The sequence below is a fragment of the Nonomuraea sp. NPDC049655 genome (assembly GCF_044465465.1).
Classification (GTDB): domain Bacteria; phylum Actinomycetota; class Actinomycetes; order Streptosporangiales; family Streptosporangiaceae; genus Nonomuraea.
Genome location: NZ_JBITLS010000005.1, coordinates 87,766 through 110,028, shown reverse-complemented (window position 1 = coordinate 110,028; position 22,263 = coordinate 87,766). Strand labels below are relative to the sequence as shown.

The following is a 22,263-nucleotide window of genomic DNA, read 5'->3' as shown; positions in this document are numbered from 1 at the left end:
TACAGTTAATACATGGTCACGGCAATCGTCCACATCAAGGCCGAGGTAGACCGGATCCCGGAGGTCGCCCAGACGATCGCCGAGATCGACGGGGTCAGCGAGGTCTACTCCATCACCGGCGAATGGGATCTGCTCGCCATGGTCAGGGTCGCCCGCTACGAGGAGGTGGCCGAGGTCATCCCCGGGCGGGTCAACAAGGTCGACGGCGTCGAGCACACCGAGACGCACATCGCCTTCCGCACCTACTCCAGGCACGATCTCGACGCCGCCTTCTCGATCGGCTTCCCCGAATCCGACTGACCCGCTCCCCCGCGGTCCCCGCGTAAACCCTCGCATCCGCTTCGGCGTCGGCGCCTGCGCCCGCTTCTGCTTCTGCGTCCATCTTGGGTGCCCACCTTGGGCGTCCGTCTTCGGTGCCCGTCTTGGGCGCCCGTCTTGGGCGTCCTTCCTCGGTGTCCGTCTTCCGGGCCCGGCCGTCCTTCGGCCGGGCCCGACGCGTTCCCGGGCCCGATCGTCCCCGGCCGGTGGGCCCGAATGCGGAAAGGCCCGGACGGGGAAACCCCGTCCGGGCCGATCACGATCAGGCGAAACCCTAGTGGGTGAGGCTCCGGTCGTCGCCGGAACCGATCGCGGCGTGCTCGCCGTGCTCCCCGTGCTCGCCGTGGTGCCCGTCGTCGAGCGGGATCTTCTCCCCGCCGTACGCCTTGGACATCCGGCCGCGGAGCTTGCCGAGCGGGCCGCGCATGCCCTTGGGCGGGATGCCGGAGGCGTCCTCGTCCACGGGCAGGGCCGCCACCGCCTCCTTGCCCCGCATGTGGGCCTCGAGGTCGTCGGACGGCGGCGTGTGCACCTCGATGAACTCACCGTGCGGCAGCCGCTTGATGACACCCGACTCCACACCGTGCCCGATGACCGCGGCGTCGCTGCGCTGCAGGCCGAGGCACATGCGGTAGGTGATCAGGTAGGCCAGCGCCGGCCCGACGAAGACCAGCACCCGGCCGATGTACGTCGTCCAGTTGAGGCTGACGTGGAAGTTGGCCGAGATCTCGTCGTTGGCGCCGAGCAGCCACAGCACACCGTAGAACGTCATCGCCGAGATGCCGATCGCGGTGCGGTGGGGGTTGTTGCGCGGACGGTCGGCGACGTGGTGCTCGCGGTTGTCCCCGGTGACCCACCGTTCGATGAACGGGTAGAGCGCGAGACCGGTCATGATGATGCCCATCGGCACCAGCGCCGGGATGATCACGCTCATCGGCAACGTGCCCGCGTGGGCCGTGCCGAACAGGTTCCACTCCCACGGCGGCATGAGCCGCAGCGAGCCTTCGAGGAAGCCCATGTACCAGTCGGGCTGCGAACCGGCGGAGATGTCCGCCGGCGTGTACGGCCCGAACAGCCAGATCGGGTTGATCTGGGCGAACGTCGCCAGCCCCGACACCACGGCGAGCGTGAACAGGAAGTACGCACCCGCCTTGGCCATGAAGGCCGGGTAGAACGGCGCGCCCACCACGTTCTTGTTGTTGCGCCCCTTGCCCGGCATCTGCGTGTGCTTCTGCACCCACATGAGCACCATGTGAGCCGAGACCAGCGCCAGCAGGATGCCCGGGATGAGCAGGATGTGCAGCGAGTAGAACCGGGAGATGACGTCCTCGCCCGGATACTCCCCGCCGAACAGGAAGAACGTGATGTACGTGCCCACCAGCGGCAGCGAGATCGCCACACCCTCGGTGATCCGCAGACCGGCGCCGGAGAGCAGGTCGTCGGGGAGGGAGTAGCCGGTCAGGCCCTCGGCGAGCGCCAGGGTCAGCAGCAGCACGCCGATGATCCAGTTGAGCTCGCGCGGCTTGCGGTAGGCGCCGGTGAAGAACACCCGCAGCATGTGCACCGTCATGCCGGCCACGAAGAGCAGGGCCGCCCAGTGGTGCATCTGCCTCATCAGCAGACCACCCCGGACGTCGAAGCTGATCTCCAGCGACGACGCGTAGGCCTCCGACATCATGACGCCCTTGAGCGGCGCGTACGAGCCGTCGTAGGCGATCTCGCCCATGCTCGGCTTGAACCACAGCGTCAGGAACGTACCGGTGAGCAGCAGGATGATGAACGAGTAGAGCGCGATCTCACCCAGCAGGAACGACCAGTGGTCAGGGAAGATCTTGCGCAGGTTGCGCTTGAGGAAGTTCGCCCCGCCCAGACGGTCGTCGAGGAAGGTCGACGGCCCGGCGATGGCCTTCGGTACGGCGTTCAGGTCGCTCATGCCTGGCCTCCCTTCTCCCTGGCCTCGGCCTCGGCGTCGCCGCGCTCCCAGTAGCTGGGACCGACGGGCACGTTGAAGTCACCCTGGGCGATCAGATAGCCCTCGCCGTCGACGGTGATGGGCAGCTGCGGCAGCGGCCGGGCGGCCGGGCCGAAGATGACCTTCGCGCCGTCGGCCGCGTCGAAGGTCGACTGGTGGCACGGGCACAGGATGTGGTGGGTGGTCTGCTCGTAGAGCGCCGCCGGGCAGCCGACGTGCGTGCAGATCTTGGAGTAGGCGACGATGCCGTCGTGCGTCCAGTTCTGCTTGACGCCGCTCTTGAGCTCCTCCGGACGGAACTTGATCAGGATCAGCGTGGCCTTGGCGAGCGCGTTGAGGTCGTGCTCGTAACCCTCGGGCACCACCGACAGGATGCCGCCGGGCGAGTTGAAGTCGGCCGCGCGGATCGGCTGGCCGGTGCCCTCGACCACAAGGCGCAGCGGCTTGCCCTCCTTGGTCTTCTCACCCCAGACCGTGTGGCGCAGCAGCTTGTTGAACTTCGCGGCGGGCATCTTGGAGTTGTCGAGGTCGCGCAGCAGCACCAGCGGCACCAGGCCGAGCGGCGCGGCGGCCAGCAGCAGCGTGCGGCGCATCAGCTTGCGCTTGACGAAGCCGCTCTCGTTGGCGCCCTGCAGGAAGGTCTCGGAGACGACCTCGCGGTCGTCCTCGTCGGAGGCCATCGTGTGGCGCTCCTGGACCAGCGCGTACTTCGGCATGATCTGGCGGACCCAGACCACGATGCCGACCGCGAGGCCGAGGACGGCCAGGGTCAGCGTGCCGCCGAGGGCGAGGTTGGAGACCCCCGTCGCCTCGGGGCTGCCCACCTGGAACACCACGTAGGAGATGAGGAAGGCGATGCCGGCCAGGAACGTGATCGCGAAGCAGAGCGCCACGATCTTCTCGGCCTTGCCGGCCTTCGCCTCGTCCTGCAGCGTCACGCCCGGGACGTCGCGGTCGGCGACGTCTTCCTTCTCCGCGGCGCCCAGCATCGACGTGCCCGGCGCGGGAGTGCCGATGACGCGCTTGGGCACGCGTTCGTCCGGCTGCTCGATCTCGTGCTCGTTGTCTGTCATGACTTCTGTCGCTTCTTCGCGGTGATCCAGATGGCGGCGAGGGCTAGGGCGGCGATGCCTACCACGAACGCTACGAGACCTTCGGTGACCGGGCCGATGCGCCCGAGGCCGAACCCTCCGGGGTCCTTCTGCTCACGGACCTGGGTGATGTACGCGATCATGCTGCGCTTCTCCTCAGGCGTGATCGTCGAGTCGTTGAAGACCGGCATCGCCTGCGGGCCGGTGACCATCGCCTCGTAGATCTGCGTCGGTGAGGACTCGTTGAGGTTGGGCGCGTACTTGCCCTGCGTCAGGGCACCGCCGGCGCCCGCCCAGTTGTGGCACTGGATGCAGTTGGCCCGGAACAGCTCGCCGCCCTTGCCGGCGTCGCCGAGCTTCGGGTCGACCTGCTCCTTGCCCGGGACCTGCGGACCGCCGCCGAGCGACTGCACGTAGGCGGCGACCTGACGGGTCGTGTCCTCGTTGACCCAGTGGGCCAGGGGCTTGCGCGGCGCCTGCGGGCCGGGGTTGCCGGCGGGCATGCGGCCGGTGCTCATCTGGAAGTCGACCGCCGCGGCGCCGACGCCGACGAGCGTGGGGGCGGTGTTGGTGCCCTCCGCGTTCATGCCGTGGCAGCTCGAGCAGTGGGCCACGAACAGGCTCTTGCCCTCGGCCACGTCGTCGACCTTGCCTGCCGCCAGCGCCGCGTCGGCAGGCTTGCCCGCCTGGACAAAGGCGGCGTATACCATCCCGACCAGCGCCAACGCCAAAATCAGGACGGCGTATCTCGCGAGGGGATGCCGCCGCCAAGCGGTGATCCTAGTCACAGAGATCCCGTTCCTTAACGAATGATGTAGATGGTCGCGAAAAGACCGATCCAGACGACGTCTACGAAGTGCCAGTAGTAGGACACGACGATCGCGCTGGTGGCCTGCTCATGCGTAAAGCGCTTCGCGGCGTACGTGCGTCCCAGCATGAACAGGAACGCGATCAGGCCACCGGTCACGTGCAGGCCGTGGAAGCCCGTCGTCAGGTAGAACACCGAGGTGTAAGCGTTGGCGGACAGGGTCGCGCCCTCTGACGCCAGCTCGCCGTACTCGTACAGCTGACCGGCGACGAAGATCGCGCCCATCAGGAAGCTGACGATGTACCAGAAGCGGAGCTTGCCGACCTGCCCCTTCTCCGCGGCCCACACGCCCAGCTGGCACGTCACACTCGACAGGACCAGGATGATCGTGTTGACCGTCGCGAACGGGATGTTCAGGTGAGCGCCTTCTGCCTCAACGCCTGCAGGAAGGAAGGCAGGGCCCCACTCGATGCCCTTCCCCTCGCTCACCGACCGGATGGTGAAGTACATCGCGAACAGCGCCGCGAAGAACATGAGCTCAGAGGACAGCCAGACGATCGTCCCGACACTGACCAGGTTCGGCCGTCGGTACGACTGTGCTGTCGTCGTCGAAGTTATTGCGGATGCTGTCGCCACGGGCAGCATTATTGCGGCTCCGGTGTTCGGTCCGGCCAACGACCCCCCGTTAGGAGGAACAAACCGGCCATCAACCTGGGATAATTGGGACAAAACGCCTGTCAGACCCGGTGGCCTGGGATTGCATCCCGGCGCAACGGTACGATCCAGGTGACCATACAGCTTCGACCGATAGTGAGCGCGACAGTGACGTCCTCTGGGAGCACCGACGACACGATGAGGGTCCTCGTCTACAGCGACGACGCGACCACCCGGGCCGAGGTCCGCCAGGCGATCGGCCGGCGGCCGGCGGCCGATCTGCCCCTCGTCGAGATCATCGAGTGCGCCACCGAGCCCAAGGTCCACCAGTGGCTCGGCTCCGGCGAGATCGACGTGGCGGTCCTCGACGGCGAGACCCAGCCCGCCGGCGGCATGGGCGTCTCCCGTCAGGCCAAGGACGAGGTCTACGACTGCCCGCCCGTCTGCCTGATCATCGCCAGGCGTGACGACCGCTGGCTGGCCGAGTGGTCCAAGGCCGACGCCGTCGTCCCGCAGCCCATCGAGCCCATGGTCCTGGCCGACACCGTCGCCGACCTGATGCGCCGCCGTTCCGCCACCCGACTCAACGCGAAGTAGGTGCCCATGGACTCCCGGACGACCTGGCCTGCCCTGTTCTCCGCGCTCCTTTCCGGCGAGCACCTGTCGGCCGACGAGACGGCCTGGGCGATGCGGGAGATCTTCTCGGGCAACGCCACCTCCGCCCAGATCGCGGGCTTCGCGCTGGCCCTGCGGGCCAAGGGCGAGACGGTGGCCGAGGTGGTGGGCCTGGCCCGGACGATGCTGGAGTTCTCCACGCCGCTGACCGTCGAGGGGCCCGTCCTCGACGTCGTCGGCACGGGCGGCGACCGTGCCCACACCGTCAACGTCTCCACCATGGCCGCCATCGTGGCCGCCGCGGCGGGGGCCAGGGTCGTCAAGCACGGCAACCGCTCGGCCTCCTCGCTGTGCGGGGCCGCCGACGTCCTGGAGCACATGGGCATCAGGCTCGACCTGACGCCCGAGCAGACCGCGCGGGTGGCGCGCGAGGCGGGCATCGCCTTCTGCTTCGCCCCCGTCTACCACCCGGCGCTGCGGTTCGCCGGCCCGGCGCGCAAGGAGATCGGCGTCCCCACGGTCTTCAACTTCCTGGGCCCGCTGACCAACCCGGCCCGGCCCAGCGCCCAGGCCATCGGCGTCTACGACGCCCGCATGCTGCCCGTCATCGCCGGCGTCTTCGCCGAGCGCGGCGTGTCCGCCCTGGTCTTCCGCGGCGACGACGGGCTCGACGAGCTGACCATCACCGGCACCTCCACGGTGTGGGTGGTCCGCGACGGCACGGCCACCGAGGCCAGGTTCGACCCCGCGATCCTGGGCATCCCCCGGGCCGACGCGAACGCGCTGCGCGGGGGCGACGTGCAGTTCAACGCCCAGGCCGTGCACGACGTGCTGGGCGGCAAGAAGGGGCCGGTGCGCGACGCCGTCCTGCTCAACACCGCCGCCGCGCTGGTCGCCCACGACGGCGCCGGCGACGACCTCGACACGGCGATGATCAAGGGCTACGAGCGCGCCACGCAGGCGATCGACTCCGGCGCGGCCGCCGACACGCTGCGCCGCTGGATCGAGGTCAGCAGCTCCTACCGCCCGTCGTGACCGTGAGCGCGCCCCTGAGGCGCGCTCACCTCCTTCGGCGGTACGCGGGTGCCCGAGAGCCCTGGCAGAGCCTCCAGGGCCTGCTCAGGGCCGGGTGACGGTCAGAAGGTGATGCTCGGGCCGTCCTTGAGCGTGCTCCACTTGAGCCAGTCCTTCCAGTTCTCCTGCCAGTGGCCCCACCCGTTGGTGGGCTCCAGCTTGCGCGGCGAGCCCGTGATGATGATCGGGTCTCCGATCAGGGTGTTCTTGATGAACCAGGCCGCGTTCTCCGGGCTGACGTTCACGCAGCCGTGGCTGACGTTGGAGTTGCCCTGGGAGCCCACCGACCAGGGCGCGCTGTGCACGTACTCGCCGCTGTTGGAGATGCGCACCGTGTTGTAGACGGTGAGCTGGTAGTAGCCCGACTGTCCTGGGCCGATGCCGGGCGAGGTCATGACGGTCACCGGCTCCCGCGACATCGCCAGGTGCACGCCCGAGGTGGTGTAGTACTTCCACTGGCCGCCCTGCCCGGCGCTCATCGGCATGGTGCGGATGCGCTTGCCGTCCCGGCGGACCGTCAGCACGTGCTCGTCGGTGCTGCCTCTGGTGATCTGGGAGCGGCCGATCTTGAAGTCGAGGGTGACGTCGCGCTTGCCGTACAAGCCGGGGCCGCCGCGCACGCCGGCCAGCTTCGCCTCCAGCCGCACCTTCGTGTACGCCGGCCAGTACTCCTCCGGCCGGAAGTCCACATGGCTGTCGTCGAACCAGTGCCAGGCCCCGTCCACCGGCTTGGAGCTGCGGATGGTCAGGTTGCGCTCGACGGCCACCCGGTCGCTCACGGGCTTGTCGAAGGCGATCATGACGGGCATGCCGATGCCCACCGTCAGCCCGGTGTCGTCCTTGTTGGGAGTGATCGTCTGGATGTCGAATGTCTTGTCGCCCTTGACCGTGGTGAACGTGCTGGAGGTCTCGCTCCGCTTGCCCGAGGCGTCCACGCTGACGACGGTGACCGTGTAGCCGGCGCTCGGCCGGGCGGTGGTCGTGCTGCGCCAGCGGGTGCCGTCACCGCTCAGGACGCCCTTCAGCCGGCCCGCCTTGCCGCCGTCCACCCGGACGCTCTTGATCGTGCCGCCGTGCGCGGACACCACCACGGGCTGGTCGGTGGCCACGTTCACGGCCTTGTCCTGGGGCGTGACGCCCACCGCCGGCTGCCGCGCGACCGCGGTCAGCTCCTTCGTCTCGTTCGCCGCGCCGCTCAGCGAGCACGCCGTGAGCAGCGCCAGGGCCAGCAGGCCGGCCGATCCATTCGCCACGCGTCTCACGAGTGACCCCCTCGCCCAAGATCCAACCTTCTCCTCCCTTATTACCCTGAGTGATCTATTCACGACATCCGTGACCTGGTAAAGAACACGAAAAAGCGGGCGTCCTCCCCTATGGGAAGGACGCCCGCTTCGAGCCGCTTGTCAGTGCGAGAAGTTGCCCCGGTAGTACTGGAACACGAACCCGATCATGGCCATGATGATCAGGAACACACCGATCAGGAACATCCAGAAGCCGATCACGAACCCGGCGAAGGCGAAGGCCGCCGCCAGGCACAGGAACAGCGGCCACCAGCTGCTCGGGCTGAAGAAGCCGATCTCGCCGGCGCCGTCGCTGATGTCGGCCTGCTTGTCGTCCTCCGGCTGGGCGCCGATGCGCCGCGCGGTGAACATCAGGTAGTAGCCCACCATGAACGCGAACCCGACCGAGATCGCCATGGCGGTGGTGCCCACGGGCTCACCGTGGCCGGTCGCGGCCTTGGTCCAGAACCAGTAGCCGACGTCGACACCGGCGAAGAACAGGCCGCACAGCAGGAACAGCCAACCCTGGACCTTCATCAGGCCTCCACCTCCTGGGCGGACTTGGCGGACATGTGCGGGTAGTGCAGGTCGAACGCCGGGCGCTCGGACCGGATGCGCGGCAGCGAGGTGAAGTTGTGCCGCGGCGGCGGGCAGGAGGTCGCCCATTCGAGCGAGCCGCCGTAGCCCCAGGGGTCGTCGACGGTGACCTTGCCCCCCGACCGCCAGGTCTTCCAGACGTTGTAGAAGAACGGCAGCGTGGAGGCGCCCAGGATGAACGCGCCGACCGACGAGATCATGTTCAGGTCGGTGAAGCCGTCGGCCGCGCTGTAGTCGGCGTACCGGCGGGGGAAGCCGACCATGCCCAGCCAGTGCTGGACGAGGAAGGTGGTGTGGAAGCCGATGAACAGCAGCCAGAAGTGCACCTTGCCCAGCTTGTCGTCGAGCATCTTGCCGGTGAACTTGGGCCACCAGAAGTAGAAGCCGGCGAACATGGCGAACACCACCGTGCCGAAGACCACGTAGTGGAAGTGGGCGACGACGAAGTAGGTGTCGCTGATCTGGAAGTCCAGCGGCGGCGAGGCCAGGATGACGCCGGTCAGGCCGCCGAGCAGGAAGGTGATCAGGAAGCCGACGGAGAACAACATCGGCGACTCGAACGACAGGTGACCCCGCCACATCGTGCCGATCCAGTTGAAGAACTTCACGCCCGTCGGCACCGCGATGAGGAACGTCATGAACGAGAAGAACGGCAGCAGGACCTGCCCGGTCGGGAACATGTGGTGCGCCCAGACCGTGATGGACAGACCGGCGATCGCGATGGTGGCGCCGACCAGGCCGATGTAGCCGAAGATCGGCTTACGGCTGAAGACCGGCAGGATCTCGGTCACGATGCCGAAGAACGGCAACGCGATGATGTACACCTCGGGATGGCCGAAGAACCAGAACAGGTGCTGCCACAGGATCGGCCCGCCGTTGGCCGGGTCGAAGATGTGGGTGCCGAGCTTGCGGTCGGCCTCCAGCGCCAGCAGCGCGGCGGCCAGCACGGGGAAGGCCATCAGCACGAGCATGCTGGTCAGCAGGACGTTCCAGGTGAAGATCGGCATGCGGAACATGGTCATGCCGGGGGCGCGCATGCAGATGATCGTGGTGATGAAGTTCACCGCGCCGAGGATCGTGCCGAGGCCCGACAGGGCCAGGCCCATGATCCACAGGTCGCCACCGATGCCGGGCGAGTGGATCGCGTTCGACAGCGGCGTGTAGGCGAACCAGCCGAAGGAGGCCGCGCCGCCCGGGGTGAGGAAGCCGGACACGGCGATGACGCTGCCGAACAGGTAGAGCCAGTAGCTGACCATGTTCAGGCGCGGGAACGCCACGTCGGGGGCGCCGATCTGGAGCGGCATCAGCTCGTTGGCGAAGCCGGCGAACAGCGGCGTCGCGAACATCAGCAGCATGATCGTGCCGTGCATGGTGAACAGCTGGTTGAACTGCTCGTTGCTGGTGATCTGCAGCCCCGGCTGCGCCAGCTCGGCCCGCATGATCAGCGCCATGACGCCGCCGATCAGGAAGAAGGCGAACGACGTGATCAGGTACATGTGCCCGATGATCTTGTGATCGGTCGAGGACATCCACTTGGCGATGATCTGGCCCTTGGTGACGGGCCGGACCGGCGCCCGAAGCGGTTCTTGGATGGCGGTCACTGGGCACTCCCAGCCTGGGTCGCGATGTACTGGTCGAACTCAGCCTGCTTGACGAGCTTCACCGAGAACAGCATCCGGCTGTGGTCGACGCCGCACAGCTCGGCGCACCGGCCGGCGTAGACGCCCACGCGGTCGTCGCCGAGCGTCTTGATCTCGAACTTGCGCCCCGGGTTGCCCTCCGGGATGCCGGGAATGATGTCCCGCTTGAACAGGAACTCGGGCACCCAGAACGAGTGGATCACGTCGTCGGTCGAGAGGTCGAACTCGACCTTGGTGTTCGTCGGCAGGACCAGCTGAGGGCCCTGGTGGTAGTCGTGCACCGGCATGCCGGACACGGGCTGCGTCGTCTTGCCGTTGTAGGTCGTGGTGAAGCGCCAGCTCCACTGGTAGGCCTCGACCTTGACCTTGACGGGCGCGTCACCCGCGACGTCCGTGAGGGCCTTGCTGTCGCGGGCGGTGAAGAAGAAGAACACCGAGACCATGACGAGCGGGACCACCGTGTAGAGGATCTCGATCGGCAGGTTGTAGCGCACCTGGGGCGGCAGTTCGGCCTTCCCCCTGCGCTTGCGGTGGAAGATCGCGGCCCAGACGATCAGGACGATGACGACGACGCCCGTGGCGAGTGCGGCGATCCAGGCCCCGTTCCACAGATGCTGAACGACCTTGGCCTGCTCGGTCACGCCCTCGGGCAGCAGGCCGTTGGACCAGTCGAACTTGGGAACGTCATTAGCACACGCCGTAGCAGTGGCCAGCAGCAACGCCAAAGCGGCGGCGCGCGGCACCCTGCGCCGGGCCAACGAACGCCGCGTCGTACGGCGAGTCGGACTCACGGATCGCCTACCCCACAGATGAAGCCCAAGAGTCTTTCCCTTGGGTGCTCGTATTTCCAAATGCACAGCTGATTGCAGACACATTAGCGTGCAGGTGTCCCGCCCTACCGCGCGACCCCTCGATGGCGCCGCAAGTGGGACGATGAGTCTCGTGGCGTATTTCGACGCGGCCTCGAGCGAGCCGCTCCACCCTCAGGCACGCGAGGCGCTGCTGGCGGCGATCGACGTCGGCTGGGCCGACCCCGCGAGACTGTACACCCAGGCCCGCCGCGCTCACCTGCTGCTGGAGCAGGCCCGCACGGAGGTGGCCGAGGCGCTCGGCGCGCGCCCCGACGAGGTGTCCTTCACCTCGTCCGGCACGCAGGCCGCGCATCTCGGCGTGCTCGGCACCCTACACGGCAGGCGCAGGGTCGGGCGTCATCTGGTCACCAGCGCGGTCGAGCACTCCAGCGTGCTGCACGCGGCCGGCGTGCACGAACGCGACGGCGGCACGGTCGAGACCGTGGGCGTGAGCCTGGAGGGGCGGGTCGACCTCGACGCGTTCGCCGAGGCCGTCGCGCGTCCCGGCACGGCGCTGGCCTGCCTCCAGACGGCCAACCACGAGGTGGGCACGGTGCAGCCGGTCGCCGAGGCCGCCGCCGCGTGCCGGGCGGGCGGGGTGCCGCTGCTGGTCGACGCCGCCCAGACGGCCGGCCGCATGCCGATACCGCCGGGCTGGTCGGTGCTGACCGCCAGCGCCCACAAGTGGGGAGGCCCGGCCGGGGTGGGCGTGCTGGCGGTGCGCAAGGGCACCCGGTTCCGCTCGTTCCTGCCCGAGGACGAACGCGAGCGGCGGCGGGTCCCCGGCTTCGAGAACGTGCCGGGCATCGTGGCCGCGGCGGCGGCGCTGCGCGCGATGAGCGCCGAGGCGGCGCAGGAGCAGGCCCGGCTGTCCACGCTCGTCGCCCGGATCAGGGAGACCGTGCCGAAGGTCGTGCCGGACGTCGAGGTGATCGGCGACCCGGTCGGGCGGGCGCCCCACATCGTGACCTTCTCGTGTCTCTACGTCGACGGCGAGGCGCTGCTCACCGAACTGGACAAGGCGGGATTCGCCGTATCGTCCGGAAGCTCGTGCACCGCTAGTACGCTTCGTCCATCGCACGTCCTCGAAGCGATGGGCGTGCTGACGCATGGGAATGTCCGGGTGTCGCTGCCCAGGGGCACGTCCGCGGCCGAGGTCGACCGGTTCCTGGCCGTGCTGCCCGATCTGGTGCGCCGCATCCGGCACGACGCAGGAGTCGCATGACCGAGGTAACTCAGCCGTCATTGACGATCGACGCGCTCGGGAAGAAGTGCCCGATCCCGATCATCATGCTCGCCGAGCAGATCAACCACGTGCCGCTCAACGCCGTGGTGGCGGTGCTGGCCGACGATCCGGCGGCCTACACCGACGTGCCGGCGTGGTGCCGGCTGAAGTCCCACCGCCACGTGGCCTCGTACGAGCTGCCCGAGGGCGGCTGGGCCATCCACGTGATGCGCAACTACTGACGGTTTGTGGGTAGGGCCCTCCCCTGACGGCACATCGACATTCGGGGGAGACCATGGCCAAGGGGAACGAGACCGCCCGTGACGTGATGAGCACGGGCGCGGAGTGCATCGCCGCGCACGAGACGCTCGACCGGGCGGCTCAGATGATGCGCAGCAACGACGTGGGCGCGCTGCCCGTGTGCGGCCCCGACGACCGGGTGACCGGCATCATCACCGACCGCGACATCGTGATCAAGTGCGTCGCGGCCGGTCACGACCCGGCGCAGGTGACGGCGGGCGAGCTGGCGACCGGCCTGGTCTGGGTGACGGCGGACGCCACTGTGCAGGAGGCGCTGTCGCGCATGGAGCAGAACCAGATCAAGCGGCTGCCGGTGCTGGAGAACGAGCGCATCGTCGGCATGATCAGCGAGGCCGACCTCGCCCGGTGCCTGCCGGACGACCAGCTCGCCGAGTTCGTGCACCGGGTGTACGCCAAGCGCTGACACCCGTACGGGGATCGCCCCGCCACGCCTGCGGCGGGCGGGGCGTACGCGTGTCAGGGGTGGTAGCAGCGCACGTGGCCGGCGATGTCGGCCGCGGCCTCGGCGCCGTAGGCGGCCGTGAAGCGCTCCAGGAAGACCTTCTGCCCCAGCTCGTACTCCTGGCCGCCGACGCGCTCCAGCACGTGCGTGGCCGTCAGGTTGCCGATCTGGCCGCAGCGCTCCAGCGGCAGGCCCCAGGCCAGGCCGGACAGGAAGCCGGCGCGGAAGGCGTCGCCGACGCCCGTGGGGTCGGCCTTGCCGCGCTCGGGGGCCGGGGCGACCTGGATGGACGGCTCGCCCTTGCGGTCGATGACGGCGCCCTTGGGGCCGAGCGTGGTGACGCGGACGCCGACCCGGTCGAGGATCTCCTCGTCGGACCAGCCGGTCTTCTGCTCGATGAGCCCCTTCTCGTAGTCGTTGGAGAACAGGTAGGCGGCGCCGTCGACGAGCTGCCTGATCTGCTCGTCCTCCATGCGGGCGAGCTGCTGGGAGATGTCGGCGGCGAAGGGGATGCCGCGCTGGCGGCACTCGTCGGTGTGCCGCAGCATCGCGTCGGGGTCGTTGGGGCTGATCAGCACCAGGTCGAGGCCGCCGACCCGGGCGGCGACCGGCTGCAGCTCGATCAGCCGCGCCTCGGCCATCGCCCCGGTGTAGAAGGAGGCGATCTGGTTGTGGTGCTCGTCGGTGGTGCACAGGAAGCGCGCGGTGTGCTGCGTCTCGGAGATGTGCACGGACTCGCAGTCGACGCCGTGGCGCTCCAGCCAGGAGCGGTAGTCGGCGAAGTCGTTGCCGACGGCGCCCACCAGGATCGGCTTGAGGCCGAGACAGCCCATGCCGAAGGCGATGTTGGCCGCGCAGCCGCCGCGACGGATCTGAAGGTCGTCGACCAGGAACGAGAGCGACACCCGGTCGAGCTGCTCGGCGATGAGCTGATCGCCGAAGCTTCCTGGGAACGTCATCAGGTGGTCTGTCGCGATGGAGCCGGTTACGGCGATGCGCACGGGATTCTTCTTCCTCGTTGTCAGCAGGCCAATGAGCCCCACGAGAATACGCGAAGGTCCCGCTCGCACAAAGGCGGGCGGGACCCCACAGGCCGAAGCCGTGACCCCTTAGTTGAACGAGTCGCCACAGGCGCAGGAGCCGGTGGCGTTGGGGTTGTCGATGGTGAAGCCCTGCTTCTCGATCGTGTCGACGAAGTCGATGCTGGCGCCCATCAGGTAGGGCGCGCTCATGCGGTCGGTGACCACGCTGACACCGCCGAAGTCCGTCACCACGTCACCGTCCATGGAACGGTCGTCGAAGAAGAGCTGGTAGCGCAGGCCGGAGCAACCACCCGGCTGCACGGCGACCCTCAGCTGCAGACCTTCCTCACCCTGCTGCTCCAGCAGGCTCTTGACCTTCGCGGCGGCCGCGTCAGTCAGGATCAGGCCCTGCGTCGTGGTCTCGCTGCTCTCAACCGTCATCTGCTGACTCCCTAACCCGGCTGTCTGTTTCCGACGTCCTACTGATGACGCTACCAACACCTCGCCCATGCCACACATTCCCGGGTCCCCTACCCCCGGAATAACCACGTTCGTCCATGTGTCATAGTGAGTATCGTCAAAACGACGATAAGGGGGTATGGCGATGGCCACCCAGACTGGGCTGCCGCTCTTCGTCCTCGGGCAGGGCACCGATCCGCACAGCGAGAAGGGCGTCGACTGTCCCGGCGAGCTGCCGCCCGCGTCCGACCCTGACCTGGTCGAACGCGCCCGCAAGGCCAAGGAGGCGCTGGGCGACCGCCTGTTCGTGCTGGGCCACCACTACCAGCGCGACGAGGTCATCCAGTTCGCCGACGTGACCGGCGACTCCTTCAAGCTCGCCCAGCAGGCCGCCGCGCGGCCCGAGGCGGAATTCATCGTCTTCTGCGGCGTGCACTTCATGGCCGAGTCCGCCGACATCCTCACCGGCGACGCCCAGAAGGTGGTGCTGCCCGACCTCGCCGCCGGGTGCTCCATGGCCGACATGGCCACGTTCGACCAGGTGGAGGAGTGCTGGGAGGCCCTTGAGGACGCCGGTCTGGCCGGCGAGGTGGTCCCCGTCACGTACATGAACTCCAGCGCCGACATCAAGGCGTTCTGCGGGCGCAACGGCGGGGTGGTGTGCACCTCCTCCAACGCCGAACGGGCGCTCGACTGGGCCTTCGAGCAGGGCCGCAAGGTGCTGTTCCTGCCCGACCAGCACCTCGGGCGCAACACGGCGGTGCTGGAGATGGGCATGTCCCTGGAGGACTGCGTGGTCTGGAACCCCCACCGCCCCGACGGCGGGCTGACCCGCGAGCAGCTCGACCGGGCGCGGATGATCCTGTGGAAGGGCCACTGCTCGGTGCACGGCCGCTTCACGGCCGAGTCCGTCGACGACGTGCGCGCGCGCATCCCCGGCGTGAACGTGCTGGTCCACCCCGAGTGCCGGCACGAGGTGGTGCTCAAGGCCGACCACGTGGGCTCGACCGAGCACATCATCAAGACCCTCCAGGCCGCTCCCGCCGGGTCGAGCTGGGCCGTCGGCACCGAGCTGAACCTGGTCAAGCGGCTGGCCACGATGTTCCCCGACAAGAACGTGTCGTTCCTGGACCGGACGGTCTGCTACTGCTCCACGATGAACCGGATCGACCTGCCGCACCTGGTGTGGGCGCTGGAGTCGCTCGTGCTGGGCGACGTCGTCAACCGGATCACGGTGGACGAGGACACCACCCACTGGGCCAGGGTGGCGCTGGACCGCATGCTGGCGCTCCCGTAACGCCCTCCCCCGACGGGCCGGGCCCGTGGCGAGGAGCGCCCGCCCTTGCCACGGGCCCGGCTCTGTTCCGGCTCCGGCTGCGGCTCGGCTGCGGCTGCGGCTCGGTCAGGCGAAGTCGTAGCCGACGCGGACGCCGACCGTGAGCGTCTGGCGGCCGGGGCTGACCGAGGACGCGCTCTCGGCCGCCGCGGCCATCGCGACCAGCGGCTGGGGGCCGCCCCTGATCTCCTCGGAGATCGACACGACCGGGCCGAGCGGACGTCCGGCCAGCTCGGCGTAGTGGGCGGCCTTGGCCGCGGCGTCCCTGAACGCTCTCGCCCTGGCCTCGCCGAGCACCGACGCCGGGTCGGACAGCTCGAAGGTCACGCCGTTGAGCCTGGCCTCCTCGCCCACGCCGGCGACCGTGTCGATGACGGCGTCGGCCCGCGACAGGTCCCTGACGACCACCTCGACGCCCTGGGCCGCCCGGTAGGCGGAGACCTTCGGATAGACCTCGTACTCGGGGCCGAGCGAGAGCTCGACCGTGCGCACGTCGTGGGCCGCGACGCCGACCCCGGCCAGCGCGTCGGCCAGCCGGGCCGCGGCGGCCCTGACCGCCGTGAACGCCTCGGACGCCGAAGCCCTGCGCACCTCGACGCCCGCCAGCAACCGCAGGACGTCGGGCGCGGCCTGCACACTGCCCTCACCGACGACGGAGATGTCCACGCCTGCCCCCTAAGACTGGGTTCGCCTCGATCCTACGGGCGTGTCCTGCCCCCGCCCACGGCCGGCTCACACAGCGGTTCAGACAGCGGTTCAGACAGCGGTTCAGACAGCGGTTCAGACAGCGTCGACGATCGCGCCCGGATCGTCCAGCTCGACCTGGTGCCCCGAGCGGGGCAGCAGCACCAGCTTGGCGTCGAGGCGGGCCGCCAGGCTCTGCCTGCGGGCGTCCCGGCCGCCCGCGCCGAGCACGGTGACCGGGATGTCGGGAAAGGGATGGCCGGCCCGGATGTCACGGAGGTCGGCGGCCATGTCGCGGCGGGCCAGCCACTCCCCCGCCACCGCCGCGGGCACCTTGCCCATCCGGTACACGCCGAAGGGGTCGCCCATGCCCGTGACCAGGCGGTGCGCCGGCGGCCCGGTCAGGCGGGCCAGCACGTTCGCGCCCCACGTGCCGCCGAGCGCGGGCAGCCACGCGCCCAGGACGGCGGCGAGCGCGAGCGGCCGGCGCACGGGCGGCGGACTGGGGTCCACCAGGACGAGCTTGGCCACGCAGAGCGGGTGCAACCGGGCGAACGCCTCGGCGTGCCAGCAGGACAGGCCGTGCGCGACCAGGGTGACCTGGGACGGCTGCGCGGGGGCCAGCGCGGCCAGCCGGGCCACCTCGCCGTACAGGGTGGGCCGGTCGGTCGCGGGCGGGCTGAGGCCGAGCCCCGGACGGTCGAAGCGGACGACCCGGTGGCAGGCGGCCAGGCCGGCGGCCACGGCGTCCCAATGGAACCAGGCGCCGCCGAGGCCCGCCGTGATGAGCACGCCGGGGCCCGCGCCCTGGTCGAGGACGTGCGGAGGGCCGCAGGGGGCCTCGTCGTCGTCGTGGACGAGCAGCCTGAGCGCCACGTACACGACCCAGACGGCGACCATCGTGAGCTGGATCCGGTGGGCGACGCCGGCCAGCCGCCCGGCGGCCAGGGCGGCCAGCATGAGCCCGGTGGCCCCCACGTTCAGGCCGGTGAACAACCACGACACCCACGAGCGCCAGCGCGCGGAGAGCACCGCCATGGCGGTCAGCACGGCCGTCGTGGCCAGCGCGCCGGCCACCATGTGGAGCCGGTGCGAGACCGTCTCGCCGCGGCAGGCGGGGTCGCTGAGCACGGCGCAGTCGAGCGGGACCAGGCCGGAGACGACCGTCAGCAGCCCGAAGGCGGCCAGCGCCAGCCAGCCGGCCCACTCGCGCGCCACCCTGGGCAGCGTCGCCACGGCGGCCAGGCAGGCCAGCCCGGACAGCACGTCGCTGACCCGGAACAGACGCGTCCACGGCTGGTCGCGGGCGGCCAGCTCGCTCACGTAGCCGTCGGTCCTGTCCACGGCGGGCGTGGTGAACTGGCCGGTGATCCAGGCGCTGTACAGCACGGCCGCCACGATGAGCGCCGAGGCCGCGGCGACGAACAACCTTCGCTCCACGTGATGATTAGAACACCATCCGTGGTCAAAGGCCCGGAGCACCCCATACCGGGAACCATCGGCCGAGGTCGGCCTCCAGCGGCAGCTCGCCGTCCAGGACGCCTCTGGCCTGCAGTTCGAGGGCGTTGTCGCGCCTGTTCCCGGGCAGCGGCGCGAACGGGTAGAACGTGCCGCGCTTGTACAGGTAGACCACCGCCAGCCGCCTGCCCGCCGGATCGGCGAACGACACCAGCGAGCACAGCAGCGAGGGCCCGAACCCGGCCGACTCCAGCGAGGAGTTGACCGCGTGCAGCTCGGTGACCAGGTCGCTGACGTCGTCCGGCGCGCGGCGGACCAGCAGCCAGGTGTAGCCGTAGCCGTCGTCGGACTCCTCGACGCGCCCGCCGAGCAGCGCCTTGACGTCGCTCTCCAGCGTGGCGAACGCGCCGCCCTCCGCGGCCCTGAACGACACCGAGCCGAGACCGGTGGGGACGAGACCGGTCGCGGCCTGGAGCGTCACGGCGGCGGACGGCAGCGCGAACAGCGCGTCGAGGTTGGGCTTGACCGGCTTGGACCGGCCCAGCAGCGAGTCGAGCCAGCCCATGCGCACCTCAGCCCCTTCCGAGCTGCTTGGAGATGGACGCGAGGAGTTCGAGCCGGCGCTCCAGCGGCGGATGCGTGGAGAACAGGTTCGCCAGCGTCTCCCCCCTGGCCAGGGCCGGGGCGAAGTAGAAGGCGTTGAACGGCGCCGCCTCGCGCAGGTCGGTGGTCGGGATGCGGGCCATGTCGCCGGTGACCTTGGTCAGCGCGCTGGCCAGGGCCGAGGGACGCTGCGTGAGCAGGGCTCCGGCCCGGTCGGCGGCCAGCTCGCGGTAGCGCGACAGGGCTCTGGTGAGCAGGAAGCTGACGGCGTACACGACGAGCGAGACGAACATGATGATCAGCCCGACCGGCACGCCGCCCTGGCCGTTGTCCCGGCGTCCGCCGAAGCCGGCGTACAGGGCGAACCTCGTCATCAGCCCGGCGACGATGCCGAGGAACGAGGCGATCGTCATGACGGCGACGTCGCGATGGGCGACGTGCGACAACTCGTGCGCCAGGACGCCTTCGAGCTCCTGAGGCTCCAGGCGGCGCAGGATGCCCGTCGTCACGCAGACGACGGCCCGCTTCTGGTTACGACCGGTGGCGAAGGCGTTGGGGACGTCGGAGTCGGCGATCGCCACCCGCGGCTTGGGCATGTCCGCCAGCGCGCACAGCCGGTCGATCAGGCCGTGGAGCTCGGGGGCCTCCTGTGGGGAGACCTCCCGTCCGTGCATCGCGAACAGGGCGATGCGGTCGGACAGGAAGTACTGCACCAGCAGCAGCCCCCCGGCGAGCACCAGCACGGTCAGCGCGCGCACGCCGAGGGCGATCAGCACGCCGACGAACGCCACGTAGAGCAGCCCCAGCAGGAACATCGTCACGACCATGCGGCGGGTCAGGCCGCTGTCGGACGCGAACCGCGTGCCCACGGGACTCAGCCCGGAATGAGGCCTTGGTCGCCCAGCATCTCCCGGACCTCCTCGATCGAGGCGTCCGCGGGGGGAAGGATCAGCTCTGACGGCTCAAGGCTGTCGTCGGGAAGCGCCTTGCCCACATGGCGCACCTTGTCGAGCAACGCGTGCAGCTTGACGCGGAAGGCCCCCTCGTCACCGGTCTCGATGGCGGCCTCCAGCTCGCTGTCGAGCTCGTTGAGCACCGCGATGTCGTCCGGCGAGATCTCGACCTGGCCCTCGCCCATGATTCTGACGATCATGCGTTCTCCCCGGGCTGACGCAGCTGCTGGGTGTGACCCTGCTGCGGCTGGGCCTGCTGCTGGGGCTGCCCCTGCTCGATGGCGCTCTTGGGCGCCGGGCCCTGGCCCAGCTCGGCCTTCATCCGGGCCAGCTCCAGCTCGACGTCCATGCCGCCGCCCATGCGGTCGAGCTCGGCCTGGATGTCGTCGCCGCGGGTGCCGCTGAAGTCGTCGAGCGCGCCACTGGCCAGCAGCTCGTCGATCGCGCCCGCGCGGGCCTGCATCTGCGCCGTCTTGTCCTCGGCGCGCTGGATCGCCAGGCCGACGTCGCCCATCTCCTCGGAGATGCCGGAGAACGCCTCGTTGATGCGCGTCTGGGCCTCGGCGGCGGTGTAGGTCGCCTTGATCGTCTCCTTCTTCGTGCGGAAGGAGTCGACCTTGGCCTGCAGCCGCTGGGAAGCCGTGGTCAGCTTCTCCTCCTCGGCCTGCAGGTTGTCGTGCTGGACCTTGAGGTCGGCCATCTGCCCCTGCAGATTGGACCGCCGCTGCAGGGCCTCGCGCGCGAGGTCCTCGCGCCCGACGGACAGCGCCTTGCGGCCCTGGTCCTCGTAGCGCCTGGCCTGCGCCTCCAGGCCGTTGATCTGCAGTTCTACCCGCTTGCGCGAGGTGGCCACGTCGGCCACCCCTCGACGCACCTTCTGCAGCAACTCGAGCTGCCGCTGATAGGAGTAGTCAAGCGTCTCGCGCGGATCCTCCATCTTGTCCAGGGCCTTGTTGGCCTTGGACTTGAAGATCATCGAAAGTCTCTTCATCACGCTCATGCGCGTCGGCCGTCCCCTTCTAGGTCGTGCTGGTGTTCACCCAATGCAGCGCAGCCGCCTTGGGATTACCCTACGCATAACGCACGGGGGCGTCACTAAGTTGCAGTCCAGGTAGGGTTGACGTGTGTTGCGACGCCGATCCCAAACCTCCGTGGACGACACCCCCGTCCCCGTTGACGATCCTAAGCCCCAGGGTAAAGGTCGTCCCACACCCAAGCGCCGGGATGCCGAGGGCAGACGACGCCAGCCGGTCTCCGCGCCGAAGGACCGCAAGGAGGCCTATCGGCAGATGCGCGCCAAGCAGGCCGCCGAGCGCGACCGGGCCCGCAAGGGCATGCTCGCAGGTGACGAGCGTTATCTTCCGGTTCGCGACAAGGGTCCGGGGCGCAAGTTCGCGCGCGACTGGGTCGACTCGCGGCGCCTGCCCAGCCAGTACTTCCTGCCGTTCTCGCTACTGATCCTGCTGGCGACCTGGATCCCGTGGCCGATCGAGATCCGCGCCAAGGTGCTCAACATCGTGATCGCGGTCGGCTGGCCGATCATGATGGTCGGCGTCCTGGCCACCTCCCTCTACGTGGCGTGGAAGGTGAAGAAGGAGGTCGCGGCCAAGTTCCCGAACGAGAGCGTGAAGGGCGTCGGCTTCTACGCGGCCATGCGCGCTTTGCAGATCCGCAAGCTGCGGTTCCCGCCGCCCACGGTGCTGCCGGGCGGGAAGCCCGCGCCGCCCAAGAAGTAGCCCCGTTTTCCCGATTTTTCGGGAAAACGACTTATCGGCGACGTCCGCGTGCCCATCACCGTCCGGTGGTGGGCACTCGTGCTTCCCGCCTTCCGCCGTGCGCCCCCGCTCAGCGGGCCGGTTTCCAGCGCAGGACACCGCCGGTGACCACGGGGCGGCGTCCGTCGATCGCGCCGTCCCGTTCGAGGGCGTCGGCGACGGTCCGCAGCAGCGTGTACGACGACCGCAGCCGCCTGCCCGTGACCCCGGACACCGTCCCGTCGGCCGAGCTCACGGTGGCGTACGCCGTGACGCCGTCGGCGGCCGTGTAGGACAGGATCGGGATCAGCAGGCCGTCCCAGGACCCGGCCGGACGGCGGGCGCACATCTCGCGCCAGGCGTCCCTGATGCCGCGGACGGTGAGATGGTCGCCGGCGCCGGGGCGGAAGCCCAGGACGCCGGCGCCGCGCGCGCCGTTGTGGCGCAGCAGGGAGGCGCGCAGGGCGTCGGGGAAGTCCACGCCCATCTGCGACTCGGCCACGGCGATCGTGCGCGCCCTGACCGGGCCGCCGAGCGTGCGGTAGGTGCGGGGGGCGTTGCTCCTGAGCCAGCGTTCGATGCGCCGCCATTGGGCGTCCACGGCCCGCTTGACGTCGGGCGCGACCCTGCGGGGGTCGATCGGGCGGCGCCGGGGCGCGCAGTTGGGCGCCTGGGCGGCGGAGGCGGCGGGCGTGGGCTGCGCGGTCGCCACGGCCTCGGCCGGCGGCTCCACGGGGGTCACGGGGGTCACGGCCGTCAGGGGCGTCACGGGCTCGGGGCCCGCCGGGGGCGGTTCCTGCTGTTCGGTGACGGCGCGCACGAGGGCCAGGGCGCCGCGCTGCACCGACGTCCCCATCAGGGCGAACCCCAGCGTCACCGTCACGACGACCGCGACGACCAGCCACGACAGGACCGTTCCCGCACGTCGGCGCCGCGGCGCGGGCGCCGGGACGGACGGCGGCGGCTCGGCCCGCGGCAGGCGGGCCCGGCGGCGCAACCGCACCGCGAGGGCGATCAGGACGGCCGCGGTGAGAGCCTGGCGGACGAGCTTGAGCACGTCGCGCACCCTATCCCGAATCGAATCGGCTCATGTGACGCTCTAAGGT

General features: G+C 69.6%; 25 protein-coding genes. 8 read left to right on the top strand and 17 right to left on the bottom strand.

From position 1 onward, the window contains the following. Positions 1–12 precede the first annotated feature (12 nt). Positions 13–300: an Lrp/AsnC family transcriptional regulator gene (locus ACIBQ6_RS17515; RefSeq protein ID WP_125630767.1), complete on the top strand. Its 288-nt coding sequence runs from the start codon at positions 13–15 to the stop codon at positions 298–300. Between the two features lie 292 nt (positions 301–592). Here ACIBQ6_RS17515 and ACIBQ6_RS17510 read toward each other — a convergent pair whose 3' ends face one another. From ACIBQ6_RS17510 to ACIBQ6_RS17495, 4 genes are read right to left on the bottom strand one after another with little or no spacing between them, the layout of a single operon-like run. Continuing rightward, a complete protein-coding gene (locus tag ACIBQ6_RS17510) occupies positions 593–2,251 on the bottom strand; it encodes a cytochrome bc complex cytochrome b subunit (RefSeq protein ID WP_387666139.1) in 1,659 nt (552 codons plus the stop codon). Then, positions 2,248–3,363, bottom strand: a complete 1,116-nt coding sequence (locus ACIBQ6_RS17505; RefSeq protein ID WP_397212957.1) for a Rieske 2Fe-2S domain-containing protein — start codon at positions 3,361–3,363, stop codon at positions 2,248–2,250. Before ACIBQ6_RS17505 ends, ACIBQ6_RS17510 begins: the two co-directional genes overlap by 4 nt. Then, on the bottom strand, positions 3,360–4,169 hold the full coding sequence (locus ACIBQ6_RS17500) for a c-type cytochrome (protein WP_352326595.1): 810 nt from the start codon (positions 4,167–4,169) through the stop codon (positions 3,360–3,362). Before ACIBQ6_RS17500 ends, ACIBQ6_RS17505 begins: the two co-directional genes overlap by 4 nt. Positions 4,170–4,183: 14 nt before the next feature. Beyond that, positions 4,184–4,834, bottom strand: coding sequence for a heme-copper oxidase subunit III (locus ACIBQ6_RS17495; RefSeq protein WP_125630774.1), 651 nt, complete (start codon positions 4,832–4,834; stop codon positions 4,184–4,186). A 207-nt stretch (positions 4,835–5,041) separates the two neighbouring features. Between ACIBQ6_RS17495 and ACIBQ6_RS17490 the strand changes: the two genes are divergently transcribed. Together ACIBQ6_RS17490 and trpD are read left to right on the top strand one after the other, a co-directional pair. Next, complete coding sequence (locus ACIBQ6_RS17490; protein WP_352353671.1) at positions 5,042–5,440, top strand: hypothetical protein; 399 nt, start codon at positions 5,042–5,044, stop codon at positions 5,438–5,440. A gap of 6 nt (positions 5,441–5,446) precedes the next feature. Continuing rightward, positions 5,447–6,493, top strand: a complete 1,047-nt coding sequence (gene trpD / locus ACIBQ6_RS17485; RefSeq protein ID WP_358294143.1) for an anthranilate phosphoribosyltransferase — start codon at positions 5,447–5,449, stop codon at positions 6,491–6,493. A 101-nt stretch (positions 6,494–6,594) separates the two neighbouring features. On the opposite strand, the gene ACIBQ6_RS17480 is transcribed toward trpD, so the two are convergent. The 4 genes from ACIBQ6_RS17480 to ACIBQ6_RS17465 all read right to left on the bottom strand — a co-directional run bounded on the left by ACIBQ6_RS17480 (position 6,595) and on the right by ACIBQ6_RS17465 (position 10,840). Next, positions 6,595–7,794, bottom strand: a complete 1,200-nt coding sequence (locus ACIBQ6_RS17480) for an Ig-like domain-containing protein (RefSeq protein ID WP_397212954.1) — start codon at positions 7,792–7,794, stop codon at positions 6,595–6,597. A 141-nt stretch (positions 7,795–7,935) separates the two neighbouring features. Continuing rightward, positions 7,936–8,349: a cytochrome c oxidase subunit 4 gene (locus ACIBQ6_RS17475; protein ID WP_352353336.1), complete on the bottom strand. Its 414-nt coding sequence runs from the start codon at positions 8,347–8,349 to the stop codon at positions 7,936–7,938. After that, entirely contained in the window at positions 8,349–10,010 is a 1,662-nt protein-coding gene (ctaD, locus tag ACIBQ6_RS17470) for a cytochrome c oxidase subunit I (RefSeq protein WP_397212952.1), read from the bottom strand. Before ctaD ends, ACIBQ6_RS17475 begins: the two co-directional genes overlap by 1 nt. Then, the gene (locus ACIBQ6_RS17465; RefSeq protein ID WP_358294146.1) at positions 10,007–10,840 is read right to left on the bottom strand and encodes a cytochrome c oxidase subunit II; all 834 of its coding nucleotides are present in this window, start codon (positions 10,838–10,840) and stop codon (positions 10,007–10,009) included. Before ACIBQ6_RS17465 ends, ctaD begins: the two co-directional genes overlap by 4 nt. 142 nt (positions 10,841–10,982) lie before the next feature. Between ACIBQ6_RS17465 and ACIBQ6_RS17460 the strand changes: the two genes are divergently transcribed. The 3 genes from ACIBQ6_RS17460 to ACIBQ6_RS17450 are packed head-to-tail and all read left to right on the top strand — an operon-like array spanning position 10,983 to position 12,849. Then, a complete protein-coding gene (locus ACIBQ6_RS17460; protein ID WP_358294147.1) occupies positions 10,983–12,125 on the top strand; it encodes an aminotransferase class V-fold PLP-dependent enzyme in 1,143 nt (380 codons plus the stop codon). Then, entirely contained in the window at positions 12,122–12,367 is a 246-nt protein-coding gene (locus tag ACIBQ6_RS17455) for a sulfurtransferase TusA family protein (protein WP_352353344.1), read from the top strand. Before ACIBQ6_RS17460 ends, ACIBQ6_RS17455 begins: the two co-directional genes overlap by 4 nt. Before the next feature lie 53 nt (positions 12,368–12,420). After that, complete coding sequence (locus tag ACIBQ6_RS17450) at positions 12,421–12,849, top strand: CBS domain-containing protein (RefSeq protein WP_358294148.1); 429 nt, start codon at positions 12,421–12,423, stop codon at positions 12,847–12,849. Positions 12,850–12,902: 53 nt separating this feature from the next. On the opposite strand, the gene ACIBQ6_RS17445 is transcribed toward ACIBQ6_RS17450, so the two are convergent. Next, a complete protein-coding gene (locus ACIBQ6_RS17445) occupies positions 12,903–13,889 on the bottom strand; it encodes a carbohydrate kinase family protein (protein ID WP_358294149.1) in 987 nt (328 codons plus the stop codon). A 108-nt stretch (positions 13,890–13,997) separates the two neighbouring features. Further along, on the bottom strand, positions 13,998–14,351 hold the full coding sequence (erpA, locus tag ACIBQ6_RS17440; protein WP_049566397.1) for an iron-sulfur cluster insertion protein ErpA: 354 nt from the start codon (positions 14,349–14,351) through the stop codon (positions 13,998–14,000). Positions 14,352–14,508: 157 nt separating this feature from the next. Here erpA and nadA point away from each other — a divergent pair, with 157 nt between their 5' ends. Beyond that, a complete protein-coding gene (gene nadA / locus ACIBQ6_RS17435) occupies positions 14,509–15,666 on the top strand; it encodes a quinolinate synthase NadA (RefSeq protein WP_397212949.1) in 1,158 nt (385 codons plus the stop codon). A gap of 105 nt (positions 15,667–15,771) precedes the next feature. Here the strand turns inward: nadA and ACIBQ6_RS17430 are convergent, their stop codons facing one another. The 6 genes from ACIBQ6_RS17430 to ACIBQ6_RS17405 all read right to left on the bottom strand — a co-directional run bounded on the left by ACIBQ6_RS17430 (position 15,772) and on the right by ACIBQ6_RS17405 (position 20,403). After that, positions 15,772–16,371: an SIMPL domain-containing protein gene (locus tag ACIBQ6_RS17430; protein ID WP_397212947.1), complete on the bottom strand. Its 600-nt coding sequence runs from the start codon at positions 16,369–16,371 to the stop codon at positions 15,772–15,774. A 114-nt stretch (positions 16,372–16,485) separates the two neighbouring features. Further along, the gene (locus ACIBQ6_RS17425) at positions 16,486–17,829 is read right to left on the bottom strand and encodes an alpha/beta fold hydrolase (protein WP_358294152.1); all 1,344 of its coding nucleotides are present in this window, start codon (positions 17,827–17,829) and stop codon (positions 16,486–16,488) included. Positions 17,830–17,854: 25 nt separating this feature from the next. Then, the gene (locus ACIBQ6_RS17420; protein WP_352323078.1) at positions 17,855–18,412 is read right to left on the bottom strand and encodes a hypothetical protein; all 558 of its coding nucleotides are present in this window, start codon (positions 18,410–18,412) and stop codon (positions 17,855–17,857) included. Positions 18,413–18,419: 7 nt separating this feature from the next. Next, a complete protein-coding gene (gene htpX, locus ACIBQ6_RS17415) occupies positions 18,420–19,319 on the bottom strand; it encodes a zinc metalloprotease HtpX (RefSeq protein ID WP_358294153.1) in 900 nt (299 codons plus the stop codon). 5 nt (positions 19,320–19,324) lie between these two features. Further along, entirely contained in the window at positions 19,325–19,603 is a 279-nt protein-coding gene (locus ACIBQ6_RS17410; protein ID WP_352323076.1) for a hypothetical protein, read from the bottom strand. Further along, the gene (locus ACIBQ6_RS17405) at positions 19,600–20,403 is read right to left on the bottom strand and encodes a PspA/IM30 family protein (RefSeq protein WP_352323075.1); all 804 of its coding nucleotides are present in this window, start codon (positions 20,401–20,403) and stop codon (positions 19,600–19,602) included. The genes ACIBQ6_RS17410 and ACIBQ6_RS17405 overlap by 4 nt, the downstream gene beginning before the upstream one ends. A 151-nt stretch (positions 20,404–20,554) precedes the next feature. On the opposite strand from ACIBQ6_RS17405, the gene ACIBQ6_RS17400 reads away from it, so the two are divergent. After that, positions 20,555–21,139, top strand: a complete 585-nt coding sequence (locus ACIBQ6_RS17400) for a DUF3043 domain-containing protein (protein WP_358294154.1) — start codon at positions 20,555–20,557, stop codon at positions 21,137–21,139. A 109-nt stretch (positions 21,140–21,248) separates the two neighbouring features. Here the strand turns inward: ACIBQ6_RS17400 and ACIBQ6_RS17395 are convergent, their stop codons facing one another. Next, positions 21,249–22,214: a hypothetical protein gene (locus ACIBQ6_RS17395; protein WP_397212945.1), complete on the bottom strand. Its 966-nt coding sequence runs from the start codon at positions 22,212–22,214 to the stop codon at positions 21,249–21,251. Positions 22,215–22,263: the final 49 nt, after the last annotated feature.